Here is a 22,337-nt window from a genome sequence, read left to right as displayed (position 1 = left end):
ACTCCAAAACCCCTTCGGGCCAAAAGTGTTACCCATGTCTCCGGTATAAACCGTAACCTATGTGTCCGGAACGGACCCCTGAAGTCTTTGGCGCACCCGACAGGATACGCCCGACCTCTCTCTAAATGATTGAAACGCCTCACTGTTTTCACAGGCCGTCCTGTTGGTGTGTACCATGAGGCTGTATCCTGCCTCAGTCAACCACTTGCTCTTGTTATCGTGTCACGACCCGATTCCTTGCTTCGATATGCAGCGTCGTCCGCCTTCTGGAACGTGGCCTGAATCTGAGCTGCGTCGGCGCATTCCGCCACACCGACACTAATGGAAACGTTAAATTCTGCGCTGCGGCCATCTGGCCCAGTCCACCTAACTGCCCCCTCCCGAAGTGCTTTAGAAACGCGCCTCATCAGGCCAAAGGCTTCCTCTTCGGTGCAATCAGGCAGCAGCAAACCGAACTCATCGCCGCTAATCCGGTATAGCCTGTCTCTCATACGCGCCTTACCCCGCATCATCGCCGCAATGTGCTTCAATGCCGCATCACCGGCAGGATGCCCATGGGTGTCGTTCACGGCCTTGAACTTGTCTACGTCAGTTCTGATGCACGCGAGAGGGACCGGCAGCGCTAGCCTGCCCGCTTCGATATCCTTCAAATCCTTTTCATACGACGCTTGATTGCGCAGCCCGGTCAAAGCATCGGTGTAATGCAACTGGCCGGGCGCGGGCTTGGACATCAACTCTCGAACCGGCCCCTGCTGACAGAAACAGGGTGCCGACTCACAATCTCGGCAGTGTCCAGGATAGGAGCGCCATAACATTGTATCTAGCGCGGTGGCCGCTTCACCTTGCTCCTCTCGTATCAGCGACGAAAGCGCAAACCACCAAGCAAAGAAATCAGCTATCTCATTCTCAAAATTAACTGGGTATAAATGATAAAATCGGACCGCCTCGGACAACTCCGCAAGCTCCTCGATCAACCTGCAATAGGCATAGATTACAGGGCGCTTGAACTCGGAGGAATTTATCCAACTTTCCCGGTATATCTGGCTAAACATTAGCTCAAAATCATTTATTGTCCTCCGCTGCGATCCAGCATTCTTATAGAATGCGGCCCTTATCTGCGCTTCGTCGAGAGTTGGTTTCTCTAAATTCCAGCACTCGCAGGGAGCCCTCAAACAATACGGGCATACCCCCGGAAACTTCCTGAGAATCACTTGTTCAACGTCTCTATTCTGCGGGCTTATAGACTTAAACAACGCGCAGGCCCATCCAAAAATCTTCGGAACAAACCGGCTGGCCTGAGTAATGTCAGGTTTTTTGACGATGTATTTCCCCGCAATACCGCAAACCTCGGAGAGATGGGATAGCACCTCGAATTTTGACTTTGAGTAGTTCTGGCTCTGCCCATACACCACATCCAGCATTTCATGGTATGCGTTTAGGCTCTGCTCCGAATGAAAACCGATTATGGTCATCTTTTTTCCCTTTTTATTTGTGCGAACGGCGCAGCGAGAATGGGTTAATTGCCGCTCGCGACCGTGATGCCCTGTAAACGCGTTTACTCATGGTACCCAAAGCTTTGTGAAGCATCGTTGGAACGAGAGTGGGCCATGCCTCCCGCGCGGTTTTTCGGAGAACCCCCCGCCGATCTTCCGCCCAATTTCGCCGAAAATTATACCCCGATAGCAGCCACCAGCTTTGCCGCCACTGTGTCGAGGCCCTCCGACCATTGTGCAGCCACCCGATCGGCGAGGATGGGGGAATACTGGTAGATGTCTTTGGACGTGACCCCTGCCCAGACGGGAACGATGACCTTCTGCTGCTCGACCAGTTCACGCGTAAAGATCGACTGGTACTCTGTCTTTGCCCATCCGCCGTTAGCGAGGAAGTTGGGGGTCAAGATGAAGATGCATTTCCTGCATTCCTTTAGCCCCTTCTCGATGCTCTCTCTGAGGCTGTCGCCAACCTTGAGGCTGTATTCGTCGTACCAAACGGGGCACATGCGGCTGCTCAACGCAATGGCCAGCTTTTGGGCGATCTCTGCCTTGTCGCGGCTGTCGTGCGAGATGAACGCCAGAGGCTTCTCACTGCGGTTGCGGGCTTCTTGGTACTCGACACTCCGAAACTCAATGAGATGGCCCTGAGGGGCGGCTTCTCGCCAAATCTGTTGCTTGAAGGCTTCGGGGACCGGCTCTTCGGAATACAGAAAAATTCGGCCCGTGAAGCAAAGGTTGTCGGAGGTGGTCACCTGCAAATCAGCCAGCCGCATGGTCACATGAAGATTGCCTTTCCATTCGAAAAGCTGCGGTAGGAAGTTGAGGCAAAGTAGCTCCGGGCATTCGACATCGTTGCGAGCGGGGATATAGAATGACACATAAAAGGCGTTGGCCTCAAAGTTGAGATGAACCCGGCCAATCACCCGCATCAATTCCCTGCCGTCACCGTCCGCAATTGGGATGTCGGTATGCTGAGTTAGAGCATGGGCGTCTTTGAAGAAATATTCTCGTAGGCTTGCCATCGTGTCCTCGGGAAGTCGACCATGAGCGGGGCGGTCGATGAAAAAATGGGTCAGATATTTAAGAGGTCATCTGGGGAAGGCGCGAGGTCAGCTTCCCCCCTTAGGCCGTCGATGGGACCCTTTCAGCTTTCGAGTGCCACCCTACCCTCAACGTAGCGCGAGCCTAGCGGGGAAATCTGAGCGGTGTCGGCTGCGGTGTCGAAATGCAGGAGATGCTCTCGGTGAGCGGCTTTTAGGACCCCTGAACGGTAGCGCGAACCATTGCCGTACTCGACCGATGCAAGCAGGCTGCGGACATCCAAGGGACCGGGCACGCTGTAGAGAACCGCTAGCGTCTTGTCCTTCGCCGAGAGCGGGGCGAGCACCCTCGTCAGACCCCCAACGCGCCATAGGATCGGCAGGCTCCGCTCCGTCAAGCTCTCGACCACTTGCGTGGCCTCCTCGGGGGAGGTGGCGTGAAAGATACGTACTAGCTCCGCCATGACCCACTTCACCATCGCAAGGACCACTGAGGCGTCCATGTGGTTGGGGTCTACGTCCGCCCCAACGTGCCCCACATTGCGGTTGTTCCTGATCTCGTAGAGAGCCAGGAGCATGCGGGGGATTTGGATGCGGACCGATCTAGGGAAGGCTGTAGCCTTCTCAAGGTCGCGGCAGGCATCGACCATGTTGGATGGCTTGTAGGGTGCTGCGGCGAATGCCCCGTCAACGTGGCCCTTGAGGATCGAATAGACGATCTCGCATAGCTTGCCGCCGTTAAGCTCTGTCGGCTCCCAGCGGCCCTCGCGGTAGTGCTTGGCGACCTTGTTGTATTCCTCAAGCAGGGGCCGTCTGAGGCCCTCAGGGATGCCCGAGAATGCTGCCTGAGGGGTCGCAGCAGTCACGACTTGGCGGCCTTGGCCGGCTGGGGCAGATCGTGGTCAACAAAGTTCCTACCGTGCGGGGTGATACGAATGTTGTCCATGTCGGTGGTCACGATGGTCCCCTTCCGACTTGAAGCAACCCGCAGGGAGGCCTTAACGTCAGAAGGCTCGCGCCATTCCGGGACCATGCGAAAGGCAGTTCCGACATGATCCGCTGTGACAGCCGGAAGTTCGAGGGTTTGCTCAAGGTAATAGACGGCTACTGCAAACTTATCCTCATTGGTCTGGGGTGCCTTCTCCGAGACGAAATCAAAAAATGACTTCTTGCCCTCTGGTCGAAGGTCCAGTTCGCGGAGAAATTTGTAGTTTTGACCGTTCCCCCCCGACGAAGATTTCTTCTGCCTCGGCTGCTTGGGTGAAGCCTGAGTTTTGGATTTGGCGTCCTCGTCGGTCGTCGTGGCTGCCGCCTCATCTTCCTGTCCATGCGAAGCGTCTGGCGCTTGCGCTGAGTTAGCCAGTGTTGCTTGCGCGACTTTGAAGCCATAGGCCCCGAGCAGAGCATTGAATACTGCCTGCTGGATTGCTTCGGACTTAAACTCGTTCACTGCGGCAGCAATCTTTGGCATCCGCTCTAATAGGCTATCCAACTCTGCTTCACCCATTTCCTTCACTCCCCAACAGTGCCCAGTTGTGGGCGCACCATCGGTCTAAATACTTTTAGCCGCAATACGGTGTCCTATGCCCTGCACAGTTTTTGAGCGAGCGATTAATCGGGCAAGCTACAAAGGATCTTCACAAATCGCCTAACCCTCGTTAGACTGTTTGGGAATAGCTCAGGAGCCAACCCATGTCCAACACCGTCACCGCCCCCCTCTTCGTTTCCTATCTCCGGGTCTCAACGGCTCGCCAAGGCGCATCAGGCCTTGGCCTTGAGGCGCAGCGCGAAGCCGTGGCCGCCTACATCCGAAGCCGCGCAGGGGCCGCCGCTGAGCCGCTGAAGGAGTATGTTGAGGTTGAGAGCGGCAAGGCCAACGACCGGCCCCAGCTTCAAGCCGCCCTGCGCCACGCTAAGCATGCTCAGGCCACGCTCATCATCGCCAAGCTGGACAGGCTCAGCCGCAACGCCGCCTTCCTGTTAACCCTCAGGGATAGCGGGGCGCGGTTCGTGGCTGCCGATATGCCGGACGCCTGCGATCTCACCATTGGGGTCTTGGCTTTGGTGGCGGAGCATGAGCGGAAGATGATCCAGAGCCGCACCAAGGCCGCCCTAGCGGTCAAGCGGGACGCATTGGCCCGTGAGGCAGCCTCGTTGCTAGCGCAGGGCCAGGAACCCGTAAGGCGGCTTGAAGACGGCACGGTGCGGCCTCTCCGCCTCGGCAATCCTAACGGCGCTGACTGCCTGCGCGGCCTCGGCAACGGAGCGGCGGTGGCGACCGTGCAGCGGGGCGCACAGGACCGGGCCGAAGAGTTTCGCGATGTGGTCCGCGATGTCGATCCAGCCGGCGAACTGTCGGCACGGGGGCTGGCCGGCGCTCTCAACCAGCGAGGCTTTCGGTCGCCTCGCGGCGGGCGCTGGACGGCGCAAAGCGTCATCAGGCTGAGGGCGAGATTAGCCGTTTAGCCCCTGGTTGGCTTCCGTTCTGGTCCATTTGCCTGCCTAACAAATTCAATGGGTTAGAATTAGCCAACGCCAGATGAACAAGGAGCGCCCCCCGGGCCCTCCGTATTGAGAGACCCGATATGGATGATGTGAATGTGAAGCTTGGGGTCCAAGCATATATCCTTCGACGCAACGCCGCGTGGACAGCCATGCTGAAGGCGGCTGCGCGGCAACATGCAATGAAACCAATCACCGCGAATCGCATCAAGGCCGACACCTACGCGAAGCTGTATGGCGATAGCGCAAGAGGGCTTGCCTCGACCCATGGTGTGAAAGCGAAAACCGTACGAACCCTGCGCGACATGCTTGAGGTCTTGTTTGGCATGGCGGATAGCAACGGCAGTGAGCCCGAGGAAATTTTCCAGCGGTTCGAGGACTTCAACCGTGCCCATAAACGAGTTCGCAACACTCGCCGGGACAAGCCGAGGCACGTTGAGGAGGAGAATTACCCCTACATAGGCTTCGCCCAGATGGTAAAAAATTCAACGGCTTAGAATTGGGCAACCTTATAGAGGAACAAAGCCCCCGCCTCCGTATAGACCCCCTCTCCTCCTCTCCCGATGCGCTAGCTCGAAGGGTGGCCGACAGGGAGCATGGGTCTGTCCACTAAGCCAACTCCTCGGCCTCGCTGCGCCAGCCCAAGGCCCCTAGGAGCAGCCCGAGGCAGACACCTAGTTGCCTAGCCCCATATGGCACCTTTGCCGGCGCACGCCAGCACCTAGCCCAGCCCTGAGCCGAGGGGGTGAGGGGAAGGAGGAAGGCAGCCCGACAGGCCACCGCCACCACCCTAGACCACATGGCAAGGCTTAGGGCGGCCCCCTTGGTCCGGGCGAGGATGGTAAAGAGACCCACTCGGCTGACTACATCATTGCCGCGCCTAGAGGGAGCACTGGACCCGTAAGCCACCCTTTAGAGACACCATCCGTTACCCTTGACTCGATGGGTCTGTCTGGGGGCACGGCTGCCCGGTCAACCTATCGCTGCGCCCTTAAGCGCCCCGGCCATAGAGCACCGCCCGCACATCAACCAATGCCATCCCCGAGGCAGCTCCCTCGGAGGCGGCACACTTATGCCGAATCCCGGCTAGCCCCCGGCTCGCAATGGGCCATCACCCACCACACGCTAACGAAAGGAATAAACGCCAATGACGCGTTCAACATACAACTACCCACCCACCTCCGCCGAGGCCCTCACGGCTCTCGTCGCCTACCACAACCAAGCCACGTTGCACCGGAAGGACCCGGCGGCCCCTGAGGCAGACTTAGCGCTCCTCCTCCTTGGGCTCCCTCAAGGCCCCATCTCCTCAGCCAGGGTTATCTCTGACAGCCCAGCTAACTCCCCCGCCATCGCCTTCACCATCAAGGACCGCAACGAGCGGACCATAGACCCCGAGGGCTTCCTCATGCTCCGTGTCCTGATCCTCTTCGGCATGGGTCTATTCATCGACAAAAACCAGAAGGGTGGCGAGGAGAGGCACTATGTCGAACTAGGGCACGAGGGCGGCATTACGCTCTTACGCCTGCTGGCCGATGCATACGCGCGTGAAGTAGTCAGGCAGCAAGCGGACCACCACGACCTAAGGGCCTCAGCGCTCGCCATTGTTGGCGGTAAGCCCACCGTGGTCAGGGGGAGGAGGGAGGCCTTGGCAGAGGCCCTCAAGTCTTACGATACCAATGCTGTGAAGTGGGGTCTATCGGCTTTGCTCAGCCGCCCCGACTACCAACCGCTGGTGCGGGGTAGCTTCAGGCTCTTTGACCTAGCGCACGGCCACATGTTCCTGAGAACGCTGCTCTAAGGCCTGACCCGAAGTCGCCTTAAGCTTAAGGGACAGGGGCGGAAGGAGAGGAAGTTAGAAGGGGTTCGGCTCCTCTCTTCCGTCTCACTTACGCCGTACCGCATGGCCTCCGCGCCGGGACCATTTGGTCAAGGCTCTGACCGCCTGCGGAGCTTTTATGCTGCTCATGGCATCGGCCAGCGCCTTGAGCCCAAAGCCGCCCCCATAGCCTCGCCCAACACCACCCCCGCCGACATGGCCGGTAAGAGCGTCGTGGGTCTCCTCAAGCACCCCAGCGTCCCGGGCCATCCGTTTGAAGCTGTGGCGGAACGAATGGAACACAAGGTTGCTATCTGTCACCCCGGCCTCAATGCGCAGGAAGCGGCCAAACCACTTGGACCACGCCGTCGACCTGTAGAATGGGTCTGCGGACTTGATGTCTGGCCACAGGCTGGCCTCGTCGCCTCCCTTAGGCTTCCCCTCGAGCAAGCTTTGCCGGTAGCTCAGAAGCCCCAGCCTTTCTAACTCGGGGTGGACCGGTACGTAGCGCCTAGAGCTAGCCGTCTTGATCGCCCTCCCGCCATCTGTGCCGATGTCGAAAAGCCAGATGCCCGTCTCGATGTCCTGCCTGAGGTCCTTGATGCGAAGCTGAGCGATCTCGTTGAGCCGCGCCCCCGAGAGGAGGGCGATGATTGGAAACCAGTAAGCAGCATCACCACCGCCGCCCTCAGGCCGCTTACCTGCCGAGTAGACGCCTGTCCCGAAGATGGCCTTAAGGTCTCCCTCAGCGAATGGTGCCCGCCTGCCATCCTCTCCCCGCCGGTCTACCGTGAGGGCGAGGCCCTTGAAGGGATTGGTGAAGCCCGGCATCGCATCGACCAGCCCCTCCTTCTCCGCCGCACTGATGATCGCCGAAAGCAGGTTGAGATACTTGTTCACGCTGGCTGCATGCACAGCCTCATGCACCCCAAGGTGCCCGGCAAGCAACTCCCTAAGCGGCAAGGCCCTCTGCTTGTCCGTCATCCTCGTAGGCATCTTGGCGAGGGCATTGCGGAAGTCTCGGGCCTTCTCCTTCCCGATGTCTCCTAGCCTAAGGTCGCCATGCCACTGGGTGAAGTAGCGCACCGCGCGCTCTGCCTCGCGAAGGGTATGGGGAGAGGACTGCTTTCCTCCCCTCGCCGGGCTGCCCTTCTGCCACAGGTCATAAGCCTCAGAGAGGAGCGGCCCCTTGCCGACGCTAGGCTGGGGCGTAGGGATGTCATCGCCTGCCTGCCTTCTCCCCATCATCTCATAGGCCTTTACGTGACCCTTGAGCACCGCAAGGCCTGCCTCACGGTAGAAGGGTGAGGAGGGGTCTATCGGAAGCTGGCGTGCCTTGAGGTAGGCGTGAAGCTCCGCCCGCACGATCTCGGGCTTTCGCCGTGCCAGTGCATTGCGATACTCCCCCACCAGTTCAGAGGTATGCAGGTCGAGAAGCTCAAGGTGACCTTCCGCCATCCCTTTCGTGCCGAAGCCGGGGTCCGTGAGGTCAGGCCATGCGGCCCTCTCTTCGGGGGTCTGTAGCTGCCGCCTCGGGTCTCCCTCCTCGCGCTCCTCCTCGTCGGCCCTAAGCAAGGCGGTGATTATGTCCGCCTCAATCTGTTCGGGAGAAGGGCTAGCACCCACCTCTTCCGGCTCGCCGCCGTTCATTAGGCGCGAGGCCAGCGCTAGGAGGTCCGTGACCCGCACGGCCTCCCTAAGGTCGAGCCGCTTGGCCAGCCTGTAGTCCGCCGTTTTGAGGGAGACCGTAAGCTCCCGCTTGAAGTGCCCGGTGGTGGGATTGATCAATTCGGCCAGTCGGGGGCGGAGATGAGGGGGCACGGGCTTGGCGGCAAGCTCCAGCGGGAGCCGCTTGCGAAACTCGTAGATGCCGGAAGTCCGCCGCTGCATGTAGCTCAAAGCCGCCATGATGAACCGCCCAAGTGGGACCCCTTTGTGTACAAGGCGGCTTTGTCTAAGGTCCTGAAACCTTATACCTTTTAGCTTTTCAATGCGCTAGGAAGAAATTGGCGCACCCGACAGGATTCGAACCTGTGACCTCTGCCTTCGGAGGGCAGCGCTCTATCCAGCTGAGCTACGGGTGCTTCCCGGCGGGCCGGAAAACGAACCGGTTGAACCGGCAAGTCACGGCTTCTTAGCGGAAGCGGGGGCGGGCTTCAACGGGCAATTGGAGATTGGCGGTTTCCAAAGGTTCGCCTCGCGGGTGGTGCCCTGTCGCGTGCGGCGTTCCCCGTCTCCGTCTCGGCTTCGCCGAGCCACCTCTCCCCCGCCCTTGGCGGGGGAGAGGAACTTGAGCCCCTCACTGCCCCGTCTCACCCTCACCCGCCCGCCTCACCCCGCACCGTCCGCCTCCTCACGCCTCTTGCCGCGCGCTTGGCCTTCTTCGCTCCGGTCAGCTCGTGCATGGCGTCGAGCTGCATCTGCTGCATCTCGGCCAGGCGCGTCCATTGGCGGGAGATGAGGTAGTCGAGTTTTTCGTGCAGATGGCGCACTTCGAGCTCGGCCTTGAGGTTGACGCGGTAGTCGTTGAAGGAGCGCAGGCGGTCTTTCACCTCCTGGCGCTTCTGGCTCATCATGATGATGGGCGCCTGGATGGCGGCGATGCAGGAGAGCAGCAGGTTGAGCAGGATGAAGGGGTAGGGATCGAAGGCGCGGTTCAAGCCCTCGAACAGGTTGATGGCGATCCACACCAGGAGCACGCCGGCGAACGAGATCAGGAACCACCAGCTGCCGCCGAAGGCCGCCATGTTGTCGGAGACGCGATCGGCAAAGGAGCGATGCTCCTCGAATTCTTCCTCCGAGTTTTCCGAAATGGTGTCCTGCCTGGCGATCGATTCCACCACCTGGCGGTCGAGCTCGGAGAATTCGCCGTGCTCCTGCTGGAGCAGCTCCTCCATGTAACGCATGCGGTAGCGGCCGAGCTCCTCGCGGCTGATGCGGGCGCCATGCGGCAGGTCCGGATGGTCGGAGCGGATGCGGTCGGCGAGGCTCGGGCGCAGATCGTCGATGCGCACCAGGTCGCGCTTGCGGAATTTGCGGCCCGAGATCGCCGACGGTCTTTTCTTGGGCTTGGCCCGCGAAGCGCCGGGCAAGGCCGGCTCTGAGTCCGGCACCTCCGGCGTGTCGAAATGCTCGTCCGAAACCCCGTGCAGGTTCTCCCCCGTGGTCGGCGCCTCGAAATACTCGCCGCCGCTGTCATTGTCCGCCGCCTGCTGCTCGGACGCCTTGGGAAGGGTGCTCATGATGCGGGCTCCTGCTGTGGTGGAAGACGATAGACCGATGCGGCGATGCTTAGCCAGCATCGCGGCGATTTGGCATGCCTATGCCACGTCTTGCGGACGATTGCGTGACAGGAAGGGGCAGCGGGCCGCCTTTCGGGGCTCGCCTGGTAGACATTCGAGGTTGGCGGCGGCTCTGTGAAATCGTCATCAACCGCTGAGGAACCATAACGGGGGCGAAGCTCCGTCGCGGAGCCTGGATCCATTCCGTGGCATTGGCCGCAGTGGAGCAGAATTGCGAACCGTTGCGGCGCCTGCCGAGTCGCGGCATGGGTCCTCGCGCCGCGTCGCTGCGCTCCTTGCTCCGCCCGTGGATGACGAAGTGATTGGCCAGCGCCTGGGCGACGGCAACAAAAACCCGCCTTGCGGCGGGTGGCTGGCGCAAATCAGCACCATAGCGAGAATAGTAGCATAGTTGCCTTCAACCTGTCAAGAAAAAATTCCTATCGGGTCAAGTGGACGCCATCGCCCGCTTTCGAGCGACTGCGCCGCCCCTCACTGTCCTGCCGGACATCTCTCCCCGTAGAACGGGGAGAGAGGGGCTGTTATCGCCGGTTTCGCCAATCACCAACGCTGCAAAAAGGGTGCCGAGGTTGCGATCAGCTCCTTCTCCCCGTCACTATACGGGGAGAAGTGCCTGGCAGGGCGATGAGGGGCGGGACCGACTTCGATAGTTGAGCAAGCTGGTCCGAAGCGAGGCAGCCCCGCAGTTCGCCCGCTCACTGCTGTTCGGCGTACATCACCCTGGTCGGGGCGTCGGCAACCGCCGGCGACAAATTGCGCTGGATCAGCGCCTCGACATGGTCGTTGCGCTGGCGGGCGCTGTCAGCGCCCATCACCACCACGATCAGCTGGCGGCCGTCGGCTTCGTAGGAGGTGACGATGTTGAAGCCGGAAGCCCTGATATAGCCGGTCTTGATGCCGTTCACGCCGCGCACGCGGCCGAGCATGTCGTTGTGGCCGCGCACCAGCCGGCCGCGAAACATGAAGTCGCTTTCGGAAAAATAGTGGAAATGCTGGGGGAAGCGCTGGTGCAGCGCCATGCCGAGCACCGCCATGTCGCGCGCGCTGGTGACCTGGCCGTCGTCGGGCAGGCCCGAGGCGTTGCGGAAAATGGTGCTGGTCATGCCGAGCTGGCGCGCCTTCGACGTCATCATGGCGGCGAACTCGTCCTCCGAGCCGCCGAGATATTCGCCCACCGCCACCGCCACGTCATTGGCCGACTTGACGACGATGGCGCGGATGGCGGAATCGACGTCGATCGTTTCCCCGCGCCGGAAGCGCATCTTGGTCGGCGGCTGCGAGGCGGCATGGTCGGAGACCGGGATCTGCGTTTCCTTGGAGACGCGGCCGCTCTCCATCGCCTCGAACAGGAGGTAGAGCGTCATCATCTTGGTCAGCGAGGCCGGATAGCGCGGCGCCCTCGAATTGACCTCGAACAGCTGCTTGCCGCTCCTGATATCGACGACGATGGCGGCGTATTTCTGCGGCGGCGCCGGCACGGCGAGCACAGAGTCCGGCGGTGTCGTGGTCGAGCAGCCCGCAGCCATCAGCAACAGGCCAAGGGCGACGAAAAGTCTCTGGACGAGCGGAAGGCGACGCAAGGGGGACAAGGACAGGTCTGTTCTGGCTGGGCTGTTGCTGAGATGCGGCGAAGCTAACGTAACCCGCCAGCCGCGTCCATTTGGTTAATGGCGCTAGCCCCAGCTTTGTCTGCTTTCGCAAGCTTGCGTTCCAAGGTGATGCAAAATGCCGGTCGCGGTGCTTGCGCAACCGGTGGCGAACGGTTCTTGTTGCGCCTTCGGATTCGATGAGAGCGCTATGGATACGGTCACCCTCAAGGCACGCGGCATTTCGGTTTCGCTGGACACCACGGTCGGCCATATCGCCGACATGGTGATCGAGAATGGCGGGCGCCAATTGCGGCCGCTGCACCGCGCACCCTGGGTCGGCGCGCCACGCGAGACGCTGCCGGCCGACTTGCCCGAGGGCACGGTACGGCTGTCCGGCGATTTCCTGTGCGCGCCGTTTTCGCGCAGCGATGTCGAGGAAGCGCCGCTGCATGGCTGGCCGGCCAACAGCGCCTGGGACGTCACCGAAAGCAGCGCCGTGGACGGCGGCTGGCGAGCCGTTTTCCGGCTGCGCCGCAAGGTGATGGGCGCGACCGTCGACAAGATCCTGACGCTGCGCGACGGCCATGCCTTCCTCTATCAGGAACATGTGTTTTCCGGCGGCCACGGCGCGATCTCCGTCGCCCATCATCCGATGACGGCGATGACGGATGGCGGCCGGCTGGCCTTTTCGCCAAAACGCTTCGCGGCCTCGCCCGCCGATCCGCTGGAGCCCGACCCCGCGCGCGGCCGCTTCCTGCTCGCCTATCCCGGGCGCAGCAGCGATCTCGGCCATTTTCCCGCCGCCGGCGGCGGCACGCTCGACCTGACGGATTACCGCATGGACGACCGGCGCGAGGATTTTGTCACGCTGGTCGAGGCCGATCATGGCGGGCCGGGCTGGACGGCCCTGGCGCGCCGGGCCGAGGACGATTTGGTTCTGGTGCTGAAGAACCCGGCCGAGCTGCCGGTCACCATGCTGTGGTTCAGCAATGGCGGCCGCGACTACGCGCCGTGGAGCGGCCGGCATCTCGGCGTGCTCGGCATCGAGGACGGGCGCACGGCGATAGGCCATGCCGCCTCGATCGGCGACAACTGGCTGACGCGCGAAGGCGTGGCGACGGCGTTCGCGCTCGGCGAAGGCGCCAGCGTCTCCTTCCGCCATGTCATCGGCGCCCTGCCGCTGTCGGGCGGCGAGCCGCCGCAGGAGGTCACCACGGCGGACGGCCGCATGCGGCTCCTGGGCGGAGGCTCGGCGCGGGAGGTGCCGTTCGACAGCGATTTCCTGCGCATCGGGCAGGCCGCGGCTGGTTGAGTGGATGCTTCGAACGTCGGCTTTTGACATTTGACACGGCCCCTTACCCAAAATGCCGGTTTGAAATTTCCGCCGAGTGCCGCCAGAATAACGGTCGCGCCAACCATCAGGGGCAAGCGAGGCCGCCATGTCCGAAATCGCCCATCTCGCCGCCACCATCTTCAAGCGCGCCGGCAAGGCAAAGCGCTTCATCGTCGCCATTGCCGGACCGCCGGGGGCCGGCAAGTCGACATTGTCGGCGAGCCTGCACGATCTGCTGCCGGAAGGCGCCGTGGAGGTCGTGCCGATGGACGGCTTCCACTATGACGACGTCGTTCTCAACCAGCGCGGGCTGCGCGCGCGAAAGGGCGCGCCGGATACGTTCGACTTCGGCGGCTTCGAGACGCTTCTGAAGCGCATCCGGGCCGGCGAGCCCGACATCGCCATCCCGGTGTTCGACCGCGGCATGGAACTGTCGCGCGCGGCGGCGGCGATCATCGGCGCGGAGACCAAATTCATCCTGGTCGAGGGCAATTATCTGCTGCTCGACGAGGAGCCGTGGTCGCGGCTGGCGCCGCTGTTCGATTTCTCGATCTTCGTCGAGGTGCCACGCAACGAGCTCGAGCGCCGGCTGATGGAGCGCTGGCACGAACATGGCCGCTCCGAGGAGGATGCGCGCGCCTGGATCGCCTCCAACGACATGCCCAACATCGAACGCGTGCTGGCGCGGCGCCGGGCGGCCGACCTGGTGATTGGTTAACCTGCTTAATTGTCGGTATTTTTCGACGGGAACCTTAAGGGGTTTCGCACCGTTATGGCCGGGAACCGATTGTCCTGCGTAAGGGGATTTTGCAATGGCAACCAAGGCAAGAAAACCCGCGACCGCCAAGACCAGGACGACGAAGACGACGCAGGCGAAAGCCGGCGCTGGTCCGGCGATCGCCGAACGTTCGAAGGACGCAAAGCCCAGCTTCGGCAAGGCCGCGCCTCGGAAGGTCGCGGCCGCGGCCGCAAAGCCGGCCAGCGCGCGCAAGCCGGCCCCAGAGAAATCCGGCGCCGTCCGCACCGTGGCAAGCGTCGCGGCCGGCGCGGTGGTGGCGACGGCGCGCGGCGCCGCTTCGCTGGCGGCTTCCGTGATTGGCAAGGGCGGCCCGAAAGCCAAGGCGAAATAGCCGAGTTACATCGGCTGAGGCGGTGACGTCTCCGCCGCCCCAGGGCGGTCAGGCAGCTTCAGCCCTTTGCCGGGATTGTCAGGCCCTTCTGCACCGCCGGCCGCGCCAGGCCGCGCTCCAGCCATGCCGCCACATGCGCGAAATCATCGAAGCCGACGAGGTCGCGCGCTTCATAAAAGCCGATCAGGTTGCGCACCCAGCCGATGAGCGAGATGTCGGCGATGGTGTAGTCATTGTCCATGATCCATCTGCGACCCTTCAGCCTGCCGTCGAGAACGCCGAGCAGGCGGCGCGATTCATCGCGGTAGCGCTCCAGCGGCCGCTTGTCGGCAATCTCACGGCCGGCGAATTTGTGGAAAAAGCCGACCTGGCCGAAGATCGGGCCGACGGCCGCCATCTGGAAGAACACCCACTGGATCGTCTCGTAGCGCCGCGCCGCGTCCGCCGGGACGAGCAGGCCGGTCTTGTCGGCGAGGTAGAGCAGGATGGCGCCGGACTCGAACAGGCCGATCGGCTTGCCGTCGGGACCGTTCGGATCGATGATCGCCGGTATCTTGCCGTTGGGATTGAGCGACAGGAATTCCGGCGTCCAGCTTTCGTTTTTGCCGATGTCCACATAATGCGGCTCGTAGGCCAGGCCGATCTCTTCCAGGGCGATCGATATCTTCACCCCATTCGGGGTCGTCGCCGAATAGAGCTGGATCCGGTCCGGATGCCTGGCCGGCCAGCGGGCGGTGATTGGAAAGGCGGACAGGTCGGCCATCGAGAACTCCTGGGCGGGATTTCGCACCGAGCGGCGCGGTCTGGGTGGGGTCGGCAAAGAATTAGGCGCAGGCCCAGGGATGATCAATGCGGCGGCAGACGTTTGGCCGTGCACGCACAGTCAACAAATCGAATGATGCCGGCATCGGGAGCCGGCAGATTGACCTGCCGGGCAGAGCACGATCGCCGGGATCAGATCGCCTTGAAGGCCAGCACCGCATTGGTGCCGCCGAAAGCGAATCCGTTGCTGATGGCGGCGCGCACCTTACGCTCGCGCGCGACGTTCGGCGTCACGTCGAGATCGCAATCGGGGTCGGCCTCGCGGAAATTCGCCGTGGGCGGCACCACGCCCTCGCGAATCGCCATCACGCAGGCGATCATCTCCAGCCCGCCCGAGGCGCCAAGGCAATGGGCATGCATCGACTTGGTCGAGGAGACGGAAAGCGAGCGCGCGTGCTCGCCGAAGACGCGCTTGATCGCGGCGGTCTCGATCTGGTCATTGGCCTTGGTGCCGGTGCCGTGCGCATTGAGGTAATCGATGTCCTCGGGATTCAGCCCGGCGTCCGCCAGGCAGAAACGCATCGCCGCTTCCGGCCCTTCTATGGTCGGCGCAACGATGTCGGAGGCATCGGCCGAGAGGCCGGCGCCGACGATTTCGGCGAGGATGTTTGCGCCGCGCGCCACCGCATGGTCGTAGCTTTCCAGAATCGCCATGCCGGCGCCTTCGCCGAGCACCAGGCCCTGACGGTCGGCCGAAAATGGCCGGCAGGTATCGGGCGACAGCACGCGCAGCGCCTCCCACCCCTTCAGCACGCCCCAGACCAGCGGTGCCTCGGTGCCGCCGGCGACCATGACGTCGGCGCGGCCGAGCCTGATCTGGTCGACCGCCGATGCGATGGCGTGGTTGGCCGACGAGCAGGCCGAAGTGACGCCGAACACCGGTCCGCGCAGGCCGAGATGCATGCTGACCTGGCCGGCGGCGGCGCCCGGCATGACCTTCGGCACCGTGAAGATGCCGGCGCGATTCTTGCCTTCGATCAGGATGGCGCGGTAGTTCTCCTCAACCGTCTCGAAGCCGCAGACGCCGATGCCGACAACGGCACCCATGCGGTAGGTATTGTCCGCATGGGCGGCCAAGCCGGACTGCTGTAAGGCTTCGCGGGCGGCAATCACCGCCAACAGGCTGAAACGGTCCATCGACACCAGCTGCTTGCGCTCGATGCCATGGTCGGGCAGCGCCTTGATCTCGCAGCCGATCTTGACCTTCAAATCGTGCAGGAACGGGTTATCGATGGGGCCGATCGCCGAGCGGCCGGCGCGCATCTCGGTCCAGATCGCCGGCACGTCGGTGCCAAGCCCGCACAAACCGCCGATGCCGGTAATGACGACGCGCTTGTGCATCCGGTCAGGCTTTTTTCGCGATCAGCGCGCGAACGGCCTCGACCATGTCGCCAACATTCTTCAGGTTGCTCCAGGCATCGACCGTGTTCATCTCGATCTCGATGCCATACTGCTCCTCGAGATCGAAGATGATCTCGGTCAGTTCCAGCGAATGGATGCCGAGCGCCGTCAATTCGGTGCTGGTGGTGATCTCCTCGCCGCCCGGCTCGGCATGAGCCTTGATCTTTTCGATGATTTCGGTCGCCAGTTGGTCAGCCATTCGGTTTCTTCCCCACTTTGTCGTTTCCCGACGCCAACTGAACAGCGCCCTTTTTGTCCTCGATATCAGGCCGCGACCGTCGCCTTGGACCCCCGCCAGGCGTCGCATGAGCGTACCAAGGTGGCTCCCTCTATAGAAACGGAAACGCCATCAAGCAACAAGCTATATATCGACAAAACCGCCGCGGTGCTTAACCTGACGGCGTGGATACGATCGAACATACCCGATTTTCGGCCCCGCCGGCGCAGCGGGCGGCCGGACTGGCGCAGCTCGCCTGCGCCAGTCAAGACGGCCGCACACGGCTTCGCCGCCTCTATCAGGACGGTTCCGCCAAGATAAGGATGCCGGCCGTTTCCGGCGGCCCGCTGGAAGCCGTGCTGATCAACACCGCGGGCGGGCTGACCGGAGGCGACCGCCTCGGCTGGGAGATCGACGTCGGCGCGCATGCCAGCGCCACGATAACGACGCAGGCCTGCGAGAAAATCTATCGCGCCGCTTCCGACCGGGCCGAAGTCAGCGTCCGGCTAACGGTCGGCGAAAACGGCCGCGTCGCCTGGCTGCCGCAGGAGACCATCGTTTTCGACCGATCGGCCTTTGCCCGCACGCTCGACCTTGATCTTGCCGCCGGCGCCGAGGCGCTGGTGCTGGAAGCCACCGTCTTCGGCCGGACGGCGATGGGCGAACGCGCGGTCCAGGGCGGCTTTCACGACCGCTGGCGCATTCGCCGAGGCGGGACTCTCATCCATGCCGAGGATTTCCGCATCGGGCCCGACATCGCCGCGACCCTGGCGCGTCCGCCGATTGCCGGCGGCGCCGTCGCCATGGCGACGGTGCTATTGATCTCGCCGCGGGCGGAAGCGCTTCTCGATCCGGTTCGGGAGATCATCGGCGGCCAGGGCGGCGCCAGCACCTGGAGCGTGCAGGAATCTGGCAAGCTTCTTGCGAGGCTGTATGCCGGCGACGGCTACCGGCTGCGCCAGCATCTGGTTCCGCTCGTCGGCTTGCTCAACGGAAAGGCGGGGCTGCCCAAAATATGGTCACTGTGATCGTGTCCGCATCATTTCAGGGAAACGCATGAACCTGACGCCGAGGGAAAAGGACAAGCTGCTGATAGCCATGGCGGCGGTCGTGGCGCGCAAGCGTCTGGAGCGCGGGGTCAAGCTCAATCATCCGGAGGCGATCGCGCTGATCACCGACTTCGTCGTCGAAGGCGCCCGCGACGGCCGTCCCGTCGCCGAGCTGATGGAAGCCGGCGCCCACGTCGTCAGCCGCGCCCAGGTGATGGAAGGCATCGCCGAGATGATCCATGACGTGCAGGTGGAGGCGACATTCCCCGACGGCACCAAGCTGGTGACCGTGCATGAGCCGATACGGTGAGGAGACAGATATGCTTGAGCTGCGCCCGAACTGCGAATGCTGCGACAAGGACCTGCCGCCGGAGGCGACGGATGCGCTAATCTGCACCTTCGAATGCACCTTCTGCGCCGATTGCGTGGAAGACGTGCTCGGCGGCGTCTGCCCCAATTGCGGCGGCAATTTTTCGGCACGGCCGATCCGTCCGGCGGCAATGCTGAAGAAATATCCCGCTTCGACCACGCGCATCCTCAAGGCTGAGGGTTGTGGCCCGCGCGAGGCCGCGTGAACGCCAGAAGACCCTGATAGGCCAGACGATCCTGATAGGAAAGACGCACCGATGATCTCAGCACAGATGAAACGCACAGCCCTCTCGGCGATTCTGCTCATGGCAGCCGCCATGCCCGCTTATGCCCATGTCGGGGCCGGCACGACCTCCTCCTTCGCGGCCGGCTTCATGCATCCGCTCTCCGGCCTCGACCACATCACGGTAATGGTCGCGGTCGGCCTGTGGGCGGCACAGAAAGGCGGCGAGGCCATGTGGGCATGGCCGGCCGCGTTCGTCGGCGTCATGCTGGCCGGCGGCGCGCTCGGCATGCTGCATGTGCCGCTGCCCTTCGTCGAGCCGGGCATACTGGCGTCGGTGGTGGCGCTCGGATTGTTCGTGGCGCTGGCCGTCGATCTTCCCGTCACGGCCGGCGTCGCCATCATCGGCGCGTACGCGCTGTTTCATGGCCACGCCCATGGCACCGAAGTGCCGGAAAATGCCGCAGGGCTTGAATATATGGCCGGCTTTGCCGTCGCCACGACGCTGCTGCACGCCGTCGGCATCGCCGCCGGGCTTGGCCTCGGCAGGCGATTTCGCGTGCTCGTGCGGGCCGCGGGTGCCGCCTGCACGGCGATAGGGCTCGGCCTCGTCTTCGGCGCCGTGTGACGAACGATGATCCCAGGTGAAATCATTCCCGCCGACGGCGACATCGACCTGAACAAAGGCCTGCCGACGGTTACGCTCAAAGTGGCCAACAGCGGCGACCGGCCGATCCAGGTCGGCAGCCACTATCATTTCTTCGAGACCAATGAGGGCTTGAAATTCGACCGCGAACAGGCGCGCGGCATGCGCCTCGACATCGCCGCCGGCACCGCCATGCGCTTCGAGCCCGGACAGGAGCGCGACGTTACGCTGGTGCCGCTGGGCGGCAAGCGCGAGGTCTATGGCTTTCAGCAGAAGGTGATGGGCAGGCTGTGAGGCCGAGGGCGTCTCATGCGCGGCGTGCAAAGAGGGCAAAGGGCTTTCGGGCGAGCACGAAAGCGAGTTGTGCCCTCGGCTCAATCGGACGGCTTGGCCGCCGCATAGATGACGATTTTTCCGGGGTCGTCGAATTCCACGGCGAGAACGTCCTGCGCAAGCACGCGTCGCGAGTCGATGGCATTGAACAGCAGCGCGTTGGCCTCGATCTCCTTGCGCAGCTCCGCAATGTCGTCCTGATGCTGCTTGACCTTGGTTTCGATCGCCGGCGGCGGACCGCCTTCGGTGCGCGCGGCATCGGTCAGGAACACGATATCGACCTTGTCGAGCTTGGATGTCTTGCGCACCGTGCCGATGTTTTCACGCGTCCGATCAATCGCCCTGGCAACTTTGCCGGCTTCGGCATCGCTCCTGGTTTCTTCCTGCTTGACGTCCGAGCCGATGATCCGGTTGACGGTCTCAGGGCTTTCGAGCCCTTGTGCGTGAAGGGAGGCTCCGGGGCTGCCCACCGCCAGGAATGCCATGGAGGCGAAGGCATAGAGCCGTCTCTTGCCGGGATTGATCGCCATCGCTCGCTCCTGGACGGGTTCATTTCGCGGCGCCGTTCAGCGCCGATGAAACGAAACGGCTCCTGCCCGGCCAAGGTTCCCTTCCAGATAGCGCGGGCGGACCGGACGACGGCCCGCCGCGCAGGCGCGCCGTCAGCTCGCCTTCTTGGTGATCAGGGTCAGGGCGCCGTTGGGCTCCATGCTGGCCGCGACCACCTGCGCCGAGGTCATTCCCTTGGCCTCGAGGGCGGATTTGACCTTAGGCGTGGCATCGATCGAGCTGCGCAGCTTCTGCAGGCCGGCATCGCCGCGCTGGGCGATCACCTGGTTGACCTGCGTCTGGGTGTCCTTCGGCAGTTCGGTGATGTCGACGATGTTGACGCTCTGGATCGTCGGCGCGGCCTGCTGCCCGCCGGGGGCGGGCGCGGCCGGCGCTGCTGGAGCGGGCTGCTGCTGGGCAATGGCGGCACCCGCCAGCATCAGGGTGGCGGCAGCGGCGAGAACTATCGTTTTGCGCATGGATTTTCCTTCCATCGATTTGGCAAACGGTCGTTTTGGGGTGACCCTCCAACCTCAACCGCCAAATGGGATCAGAAGGTGTCGACCAGCGGGTCATTGCGTGACCATTGGATGGCAGCAATGTGCAGCCCGGTTTCACCAGCACCGCAATTCGGGAGCAATCACTGATGGCCAGAATAACCCGCGCCGCCTATGCGCAGATGTACGGCCCGACGGTCGGCGACAGGGTGCGGCTTGCCGATACCGAACTCTTCGTCGAGGTCGAGAGGGATTTCACCATTCATGGCGAGGAGGTGAAATTCGGCGGCGGCAAGGTCATCCGCGACGGCATGGGCCAGAGCCAGGTTTCCCGCGCTGAAGGAGCGGTCGACACCGTCATTACCAATGCGCTGGTGATCGACGCCAGCGCCGGCATCTTCAAGGCCGATATCGGCCTCAGGGACGGCCGCATCGCGGCAATCGGCAAGGCCGGCAACCCGGACACGCAGGATGGCGTCACCATCATCATCGGCCCCGGCACCGAGATCATCGCCGGCGAAGGCAAGATCCTTACCGCGGGCGGCTTCGACGCGCATATCCATTTCATCTGCCCGCAGCAGATCGAGGAAGCGCTGATGTCGGGCATCACCACGATGCTGGGCGGCGGCACCGGCCCGGCGCACGGCACGCTCGCCACCACCTGCACGCCCGGGCCATGGCACATGGCGCGCATGATCCAGTCCTTCGACGCCTTCCCGATGAATATCGGCCTGTCGGGCAAGGGCAACGCTTCCCTGCCCGCGGCGCTCGAGGAGATGGTGCTGGGCGGCGCCTGCTCGCTGAAGCTGCACGAGGACTGGGGCACGACGCCGGCCGCGATCGACTGCTGCCTGTCGGTGGCCGACGACCATGACGTGCAGGTGATGATCCACACCGACACGCTCAACGAGAGCGGCTTCGTCGAGAACACGGTGGCGGCGATCAAGGGCCGCACCATCCACGCATTCCACACCGAAGGGGCGGGCGGCGGGCATGCGCCCGATATCATCAAGGTCTGCGGCCTGCCCAACGTCATCCCGTCCTCGACCAACCCGACGCGGCCCTACACGGTCAACACGCTGGCCGAGCATCTCGACATGCTGATGGTCTGCCACCATCTGTCGCCGTCGATTCCGGAAGACATTGCCTTCGCCGAAAGCCGCATCCGCAAGGAGACCATCGCGGCGGAGGACATTCTGCACGACATCGGTGCCTTCTCGATCATCTCCTCGGATTCACAAGCGATGGGCCGCGTCGGCGAAGTGGCGATCCGGACCTGGCAGACCGCCGACAAGATGAAGCGCCAGCGCGGTTCGCTGCCGCAGGAGACCGGCAACAACGACAATTTCCGCGTCCGCCGCTATATCGCGAAATACACGATCAACCCTGCCATCGCGCATGGATTGTCCAGGGACATCGGCTCGGTCGCTGTCGGCAAGCGCGCCGACCTGGTGCTGTGGAACCCGGCCTTCTTCGGCGTCAAGCCTGATATGGTGCTGATCGGCGGCATGATCGCGGCGGCGCCGATGGGCGACCCCAACGCCTCGATCCCGACGCCGCAGCCGATGCACTATCGGCCGATGTTCGGCGCCTATGGCAAGGCGCGCACCAACTCGTCGGTAACCTTCGTCTCGAAGGCGGCACTAGAGTCCGGTCTGCACGGCCGGCTCGGCGTCGACAAGCAGTTCGCCGCGGTCGAAAACACGCGTGGCGGCATCGGCAAGCACTCCATGGTGCTCAACGACGCCACGCCGCATATCGAAGTCGATCCCGAGACTTACGAGGTTCGTGCCGACGGCGAACTCTTGACCTGCGAACCAGCGACGGTGCTGCCGATGGCGCAGCGATATTTTCTGTTTTGATAAGATCGCCGCGAGCCATTGCCCTCGTTAAATGCGGCGGTGAGTGGGTTGTGCCGACTGCCCGAATGGGCCCACTCGTTCTCCGCGGGCTGTCGGTAGCTAATCAAGTTGTCCGGTTTGGTAGCACATGATCTGTCCGCTTCTGTTTTGGCGTCGAAGCGGTT

General features: G+C 62.8%; 24 protein-coding genes and 1 tRNA gene. 12 read left to right on the top strand and 13 right to left on the bottom strand.

What is annotated here, in order from left to right:
* Positions 1–197: 197 nt before the first annotated feature.
* From FJ490_RS32080 to FJ490_RS32065, 4 genes are all read right to left on the bottom strand, one after another.
* Positions 198–1,472 carry a diguanylate cyclase gene (locus tag FJ490_RS32080; RefSeq protein WP_140729634.1) on the bottom strand — a complete coding sequence of 425 codons (1,275 nt, stop codon included), beginning with the start codon at positions 1,470–1,472 and terminating at the stop codon, positions 198–200.
* A gap of 197 nt (positions 1,473–1,669) precedes the next feature.
* On the bottom strand, positions 1,670–2,515 hold the full coding sequence (locus FJ490_RS32075; protein ID WP_140729635.1) for a toll/interleukin-1 receptor domain-containing protein: 846 nt from the start codon (positions 2,513–2,515) through the stop codon (positions 1,670–1,672).
* Between the two features lie 122 nt (positions 2,516–2,637).
* Complete coding sequence (locus FJ490_RS32070; RefSeq protein WP_246672853.1) at positions 2,638–3,399, bottom strand: hypothetical protein; 762 nt, start codon at positions 3,397–3,399, stop codon at positions 2,638–2,640.
* Positions 3,396–4,040: a hypothetical protein gene (locus FJ490_RS32065; RefSeq protein WP_140729636.1), complete on the bottom strand. Its 645-nt coding sequence runs from the start codon at positions 4,038–4,040 to the stop codon at positions 3,396–3,398. The genes FJ490_RS32070 and FJ490_RS32065 overlap by 4 nt, the downstream gene beginning before the upstream one ends.
* Positions 4,041–4,225: 185 nt before the next feature.
* Here FJ490_RS32065 and FJ490_RS32060 point away from each other — a divergent pair, with 185 nt between their 5' ends.
* From FJ490_RS32060 to FJ490_RS32050, 3 genes are all read left to right on the top strand, one after another.
* Positions 4,226–4,999, top strand: coding sequence for a recombinase family protein (locus tag FJ490_RS32060; protein WP_140729637.1), 774 nt, complete (start codon positions 4,226–4,228; stop codon positions 4,997–4,999).
* Between the two features lie 119 nt (positions 5,000–5,118).
* Complete coding sequence (locus FJ490_RS32055) at positions 5,119–5,532, top strand: hypothetical protein (protein WP_140729638.1); 414 nt, start codon at positions 5,119–5,121, stop codon at positions 5,530–5,532.
* Between the two features lie 650 nt (positions 5,533–6,182).
* Positions 6,183–6,833 (top strand): hypothetical protein, encoded by a 651-nt coding sequence (locus FJ490_RS32050; protein WP_140729639.1) that lies wholly within the window; start codon positions 6,183–6,185, stop codon positions 6,831–6,833.
* 84 nt (positions 6,834–6,917) lie between these two features.
* Here the strand turns inward: FJ490_RS32050 and FJ490_RS32045 are convergent, their stop codons facing one another.
* The 4 genes from FJ490_RS32045 to FJ490_RS32025 all read right to left on the bottom strand — a co-directional run bounded on the left by FJ490_RS32045 (position 6,918) and on the right by FJ490_RS32025 (position 11,679).
* Positions 6,918–8,759, bottom strand: a complete 1,842-nt coding sequence (locus FJ490_RS32045; RefSeq protein WP_246672856.1) for a site-specific integrase — start codon at positions 8,757–8,759, stop codon at positions 6,918–6,920.
* Between the two features lie 99 nt (positions 8,760–8,858).
* Positions 8,859–8,935 (bottom strand) — tRNA-Arg (locus tag FJ490_RS32040).
* Between the two features lie 234 nt (positions 8,936–9,169).
* Entirely contained in the window at positions 9,170–10,093 is a 924-nt protein-coding gene (locus tag FJ490_RS32035) for a DUF1003 domain-containing protein (RefSeq protein WP_140767670.1), read from the bottom strand.
* 755 nt (positions 10,094–10,848) lie between these two features.
* Complete coding sequence (locus FJ490_RS32025; protein WP_224704518.1) at positions 10,849–11,679, bottom strand: D-alanyl-D-alanine carboxypeptidase family protein; 831 nt, start codon at positions 11,677–11,679, stop codon at positions 10,849–10,851.
* A gap of 271 nt (positions 11,680–11,950) precedes the next feature.
* Here FJ490_RS32025 and FJ490_RS32020 point away from each other — a divergent pair, with 271 nt between their 5' ends.
* The 3 genes from FJ490_RS32020 (at position 11,951) to FJ490_RS32010 (ending at position 14,205) form a co-directional block, all read left to right on the top strand.
* Positions 11,951–13,054: a hypothetical protein gene (locus FJ490_RS32020; protein ID WP_140729618.1), complete on the top strand. Its 1,104-nt coding sequence runs from the start codon at positions 11,951–11,953 to the stop codon at positions 13,052–13,054.
* A 127-nt stretch (positions 13,055–13,181) separates the two neighbouring features.
* On the top strand, positions 13,182–13,793 hold the full coding sequence (locus FJ490_RS32015) for a nucleoside triphosphate hydrolase (protein WP_140491298.1): 612 nt from the start codon (positions 13,182–13,184) through the stop codon (positions 13,791–13,793).
* Positions 13,794–13,887: 94 nt separating this feature from the next.
* Positions 13,888–14,205: a hypothetical protein gene (locus FJ490_RS32010; protein WP_140729617.1), complete on the top strand. Its 318-nt coding sequence runs from the start codon at positions 13,888–13,890 to the stop codon at positions 14,203–14,205.
* Between the two features lie 58 nt (positions 14,206–14,263).
* Here the strand turns inward: FJ490_RS32010 and FJ490_RS32005 are convergent, their stop codons facing one another.
* From FJ490_RS32005 to FJ490_RS31995, 3 genes are all read right to left on the bottom strand, one after another.
* A complete protein-coding gene (locus FJ490_RS32005; RefSeq protein WP_140491302.1) occupies positions 14,264–14,968 on the bottom strand; it encodes a glutathione binding-like protein in 705 nt (234 codons plus the stop codon).
* A gap of 191 nt (positions 14,969–15,159) precedes the next feature.
* Positions 15,160–16,368, bottom strand: a complete 1,209-nt coding sequence (locus tag FJ490_RS32000) for a beta-ketoacyl-[acyl-carrier-protein] synthase family protein (RefSeq protein ID WP_140729616.1) — start codon at positions 16,366–16,368, stop codon at positions 15,160–15,162.
* A 4-nt stretch (positions 16,369–16,372) separates the two neighbouring features.
* A complete protein-coding gene (locus FJ490_RS31995; RefSeq protein WP_140491308.1) occupies positions 16,373–16,627 on the bottom strand; it encodes an acyl carrier protein in 255 nt (84 codons plus the stop codon).
* Positions 16,628–16,830: 203 nt separating this feature from the next.
* On the opposite strand from FJ490_RS31995, the gene FJ490_RS31990 reads away from it, so the two are divergent.
* The 5 genes from FJ490_RS31990 to FJ490_RS31970 are packed head-to-tail and all read left to right on the top strand — an operon-like array spanning position 16,831 to position 19,226.
* On the top strand, positions 16,831–17,673 hold the full coding sequence (locus tag FJ490_RS31990) for an urease accessory protein UreD (protein ID WP_140729615.1): 843 nt from the start codon (positions 16,831–16,833) through the stop codon (positions 17,671–17,673).
* Positions 17,674–17,701: 28 nt separating this feature from the next.
* Positions 17,702–18,004: an urease subunit gamma gene (locus FJ490_RS31985; RefSeq protein WP_140729614.1), complete on the top strand. Its 303-nt coding sequence runs from the start codon at positions 17,702–17,704 to the stop codon at positions 18,002–18,004.
* Positions 18,005–18,014: 10 nt separating this feature from the next.
* Positions 18,015–18,269 carry a DUF1272 domain-containing protein gene (locus tag FJ490_RS31980; protein WP_140491313.1) on the top strand — a complete coding sequence of 85 codons (255 nt, stop codon included), beginning with the start codon at positions 18,015–18,017 and terminating at the stop codon, positions 18,267–18,269.
* A 51-nt stretch (positions 18,270–18,320) separates the two neighbouring features.
* Entirely contained in the window at positions 18,321–18,914 is a 594-nt protein-coding gene (locus tag FJ490_RS31975; protein WP_140729613.1) for a HupE/UreJ family protein, read from the top strand.
* Positions 18,915–18,920: 6 nt separating this feature from the next.
* Positions 18,921–19,226, top strand: coding sequence for an urease subunit beta (locus FJ490_RS31970; protein ID WP_140491317.1), 306 nt, complete (start codon positions 18,921–18,923; stop codon positions 19,224–19,226).
* An 80-nt stretch (positions 19,227–19,306) separates the two neighbouring features.
* Here FJ490_RS31970 and FJ490_RS31965 read toward each other — a convergent pair whose 3' ends face one another.
* Both FJ490_RS31965 and FJ490_RS31960 read right to left on the bottom strand, forming a co-directional pair.
* Positions 19,307–19,795, bottom strand: a complete 489-nt coding sequence (locus FJ490_RS31965; RefSeq protein WP_140491319.1) for a hypothetical protein — start codon at positions 19,793–19,795, stop codon at positions 19,307–19,309.
* Between the two features lie 132 nt (positions 19,796–19,927).
* On the bottom strand, positions 19,928–20,293 hold the full coding sequence (locus FJ490_RS31960) for a hypothetical protein (protein ID WP_140491321.1): 366 nt from the start codon (positions 20,291–20,293) through the stop codon (positions 19,928–19,930).
* Positions 20,294–20,457: 164 nt separating this feature from the next.
* On the opposite strand from FJ490_RS31960, the gene ureC reads away from it, so the two are divergent.
* Entirely contained in the window at positions 20,458–22,173 is a 1,716-nt protein-coding gene (gene ureC, locus FJ490_RS31955) for an urease subunit alpha (protein ID WP_140524435.1), read from the top strand.
* Positions 22,174–22,337 lie beyond the last annotated feature (164 nt).

The organism is Mesorhizobium sp. B2-5-11 (genome assembly GCF_006440835.1).
In the GTDB taxonomy this organism is placed as follows: domain Bacteria; phylum Pseudomonadota; class Alphaproteobacteria; order Rhizobiales; family Rhizobiaceae; genus Mesorhizobium.
The sequence above is the reverse complement of the archived record's forward strand: the minus strand, read 5'-3'. Positions and strand labels throughout refer to the sequence as shown.

Coding starts and splice junctions, on each gene's coding strand:
- FJ490_RS32080 (WP_140729634.1), bottom strand. CDS start 1,472: ATGACCATAATCGGTTTTCATTCGGAGCAGAGCCTAAACGCATACCAT.
- FJ490_RS32075 (WP_140729635.1), bottom strand. CDS start 2,515: ATGGCAAGCCTACGAGAATATTTCTTCAAAGACGCCCATGCTCTAACT.
- FJ490_RS32065 (WP_140729636.1), bottom strand. CDS start 4,040: ATGGGTGAAGCAGAGTTGGATAGCCTATTAGAGCGGATGCCAAAGATT.
- FJ490_RS32060 (WP_140729637.1), top strand. CDS start 4,226: ATGTCCAACACCGTCACCGCCCCCCTCTTCGTTTCCTATCTCCGGGTC.
- FJ490_RS32055 (WP_140729638.1), top strand. CDS start 5,119: ATGGATGATGTGAATGTGAAGCTTGGGGTCCAAGCATATATCCTTCGA.
- FJ490_RS32050 (WP_140729639.1), top strand. CDS start 6,183: ATGACGCGTTCAACATACAACTACCCACCCACCTCCGCCGAGGCCCTC.
- FJ490_RS32045 (WP_246672856.1), bottom strand. CDS start 8,759: ATGGCGGCTTTGAGCTACATGCAGCGGCGGACTTCCGGCATCTACGAG.
- FJ490_RS32035 (WP_140767670.1), bottom strand. CDS start 10,093: ATGAGCACCCTTCCCAAGGCGTCCGAGCAGCAGGCGGCGGACAATGAC.
- FJ490_RS32025 (WP_224704518.1), bottom strand. CDS start 11,679: ATGGCTGCGGGCTGCTCGACCACGACACCGCCGGACTCTGTGCTCGCC.
- FJ490_RS32020 (WP_140729618.1), top strand. CDS start 11,951: ATGGATACGGTCACCCTCAAGGCACGCGGCATTTCGGTTTCGCTGGAC.
- FJ490_RS32015 (WP_140491298.1), top strand. CDS start 13,182: ATGTCCGAAATCGCCCATCTCGCCGCCACCATCTTCAAGCGCGCCGGC.
- FJ490_RS32010 (WP_140729617.1), top strand. CDS start 13,888: ATGGCAACCAAGGCAAGAAAACCCGCGACCGCCAAGACCAGGACGACG.
- FJ490_RS32005 (WP_140491302.1), bottom strand. CDS start 14,968: ATGGCCGACCTGTCCGCCTTTCCAATCACCGCCCGCTGGCCGGCCAGG.
- FJ490_RS32000 (WP_140729616.1), bottom strand. CDS start 16,368: ATGCACAAGCGCGTCGTCATTACCGGCATCGGCGGTTTGTGCGGGCTT.
- FJ490_RS31995 (WP_140491308.1), bottom strand. CDS start 16,627: ATGGCTGACCAACTGGCGACCGAAATCATCGAAAAGATCAAGGCTCAT.
- FJ490_RS31985 (WP_140729614.1), top strand. CDS start 17,702: ATGAACCTGACGCCGAGGGAAAAGGACAAGCTGCTGATAGCCATGGCG.
- FJ490_RS31980 (WP_140491313.1), top strand. CDS start 18,015: ATGCTTGAGCTGCGCCCGAACTGCGAATGCTGCGACAAGGACCTGCCG.
- FJ490_RS31975 (WP_140729613.1), top strand. CDS start 18,321: ATGATCTCAGCACAGATGAAACGCACAGCCCTCTCGGCGATTCTGCTC.
- FJ490_RS31970 (WP_140491317.1), top strand. CDS start 18,921: ATGATCCCAGGTGAAATCATTCCCGCCGACGGCGACATCGACCTGAAC.
- FJ490_RS31965 (WP_140491319.1), bottom strand. CDS start 19,795: ATGGCGATCAATCCCGGCAAGAGACGGCTCTATGCCTTCGCCTCCATG.
- FJ490_RS31960 (WP_140491321.1), bottom strand. CDS start 20,293: ATGCGCAAAACGATAGTTCTCGCCGCTGCCGCCACCCTGATGCTGGCG.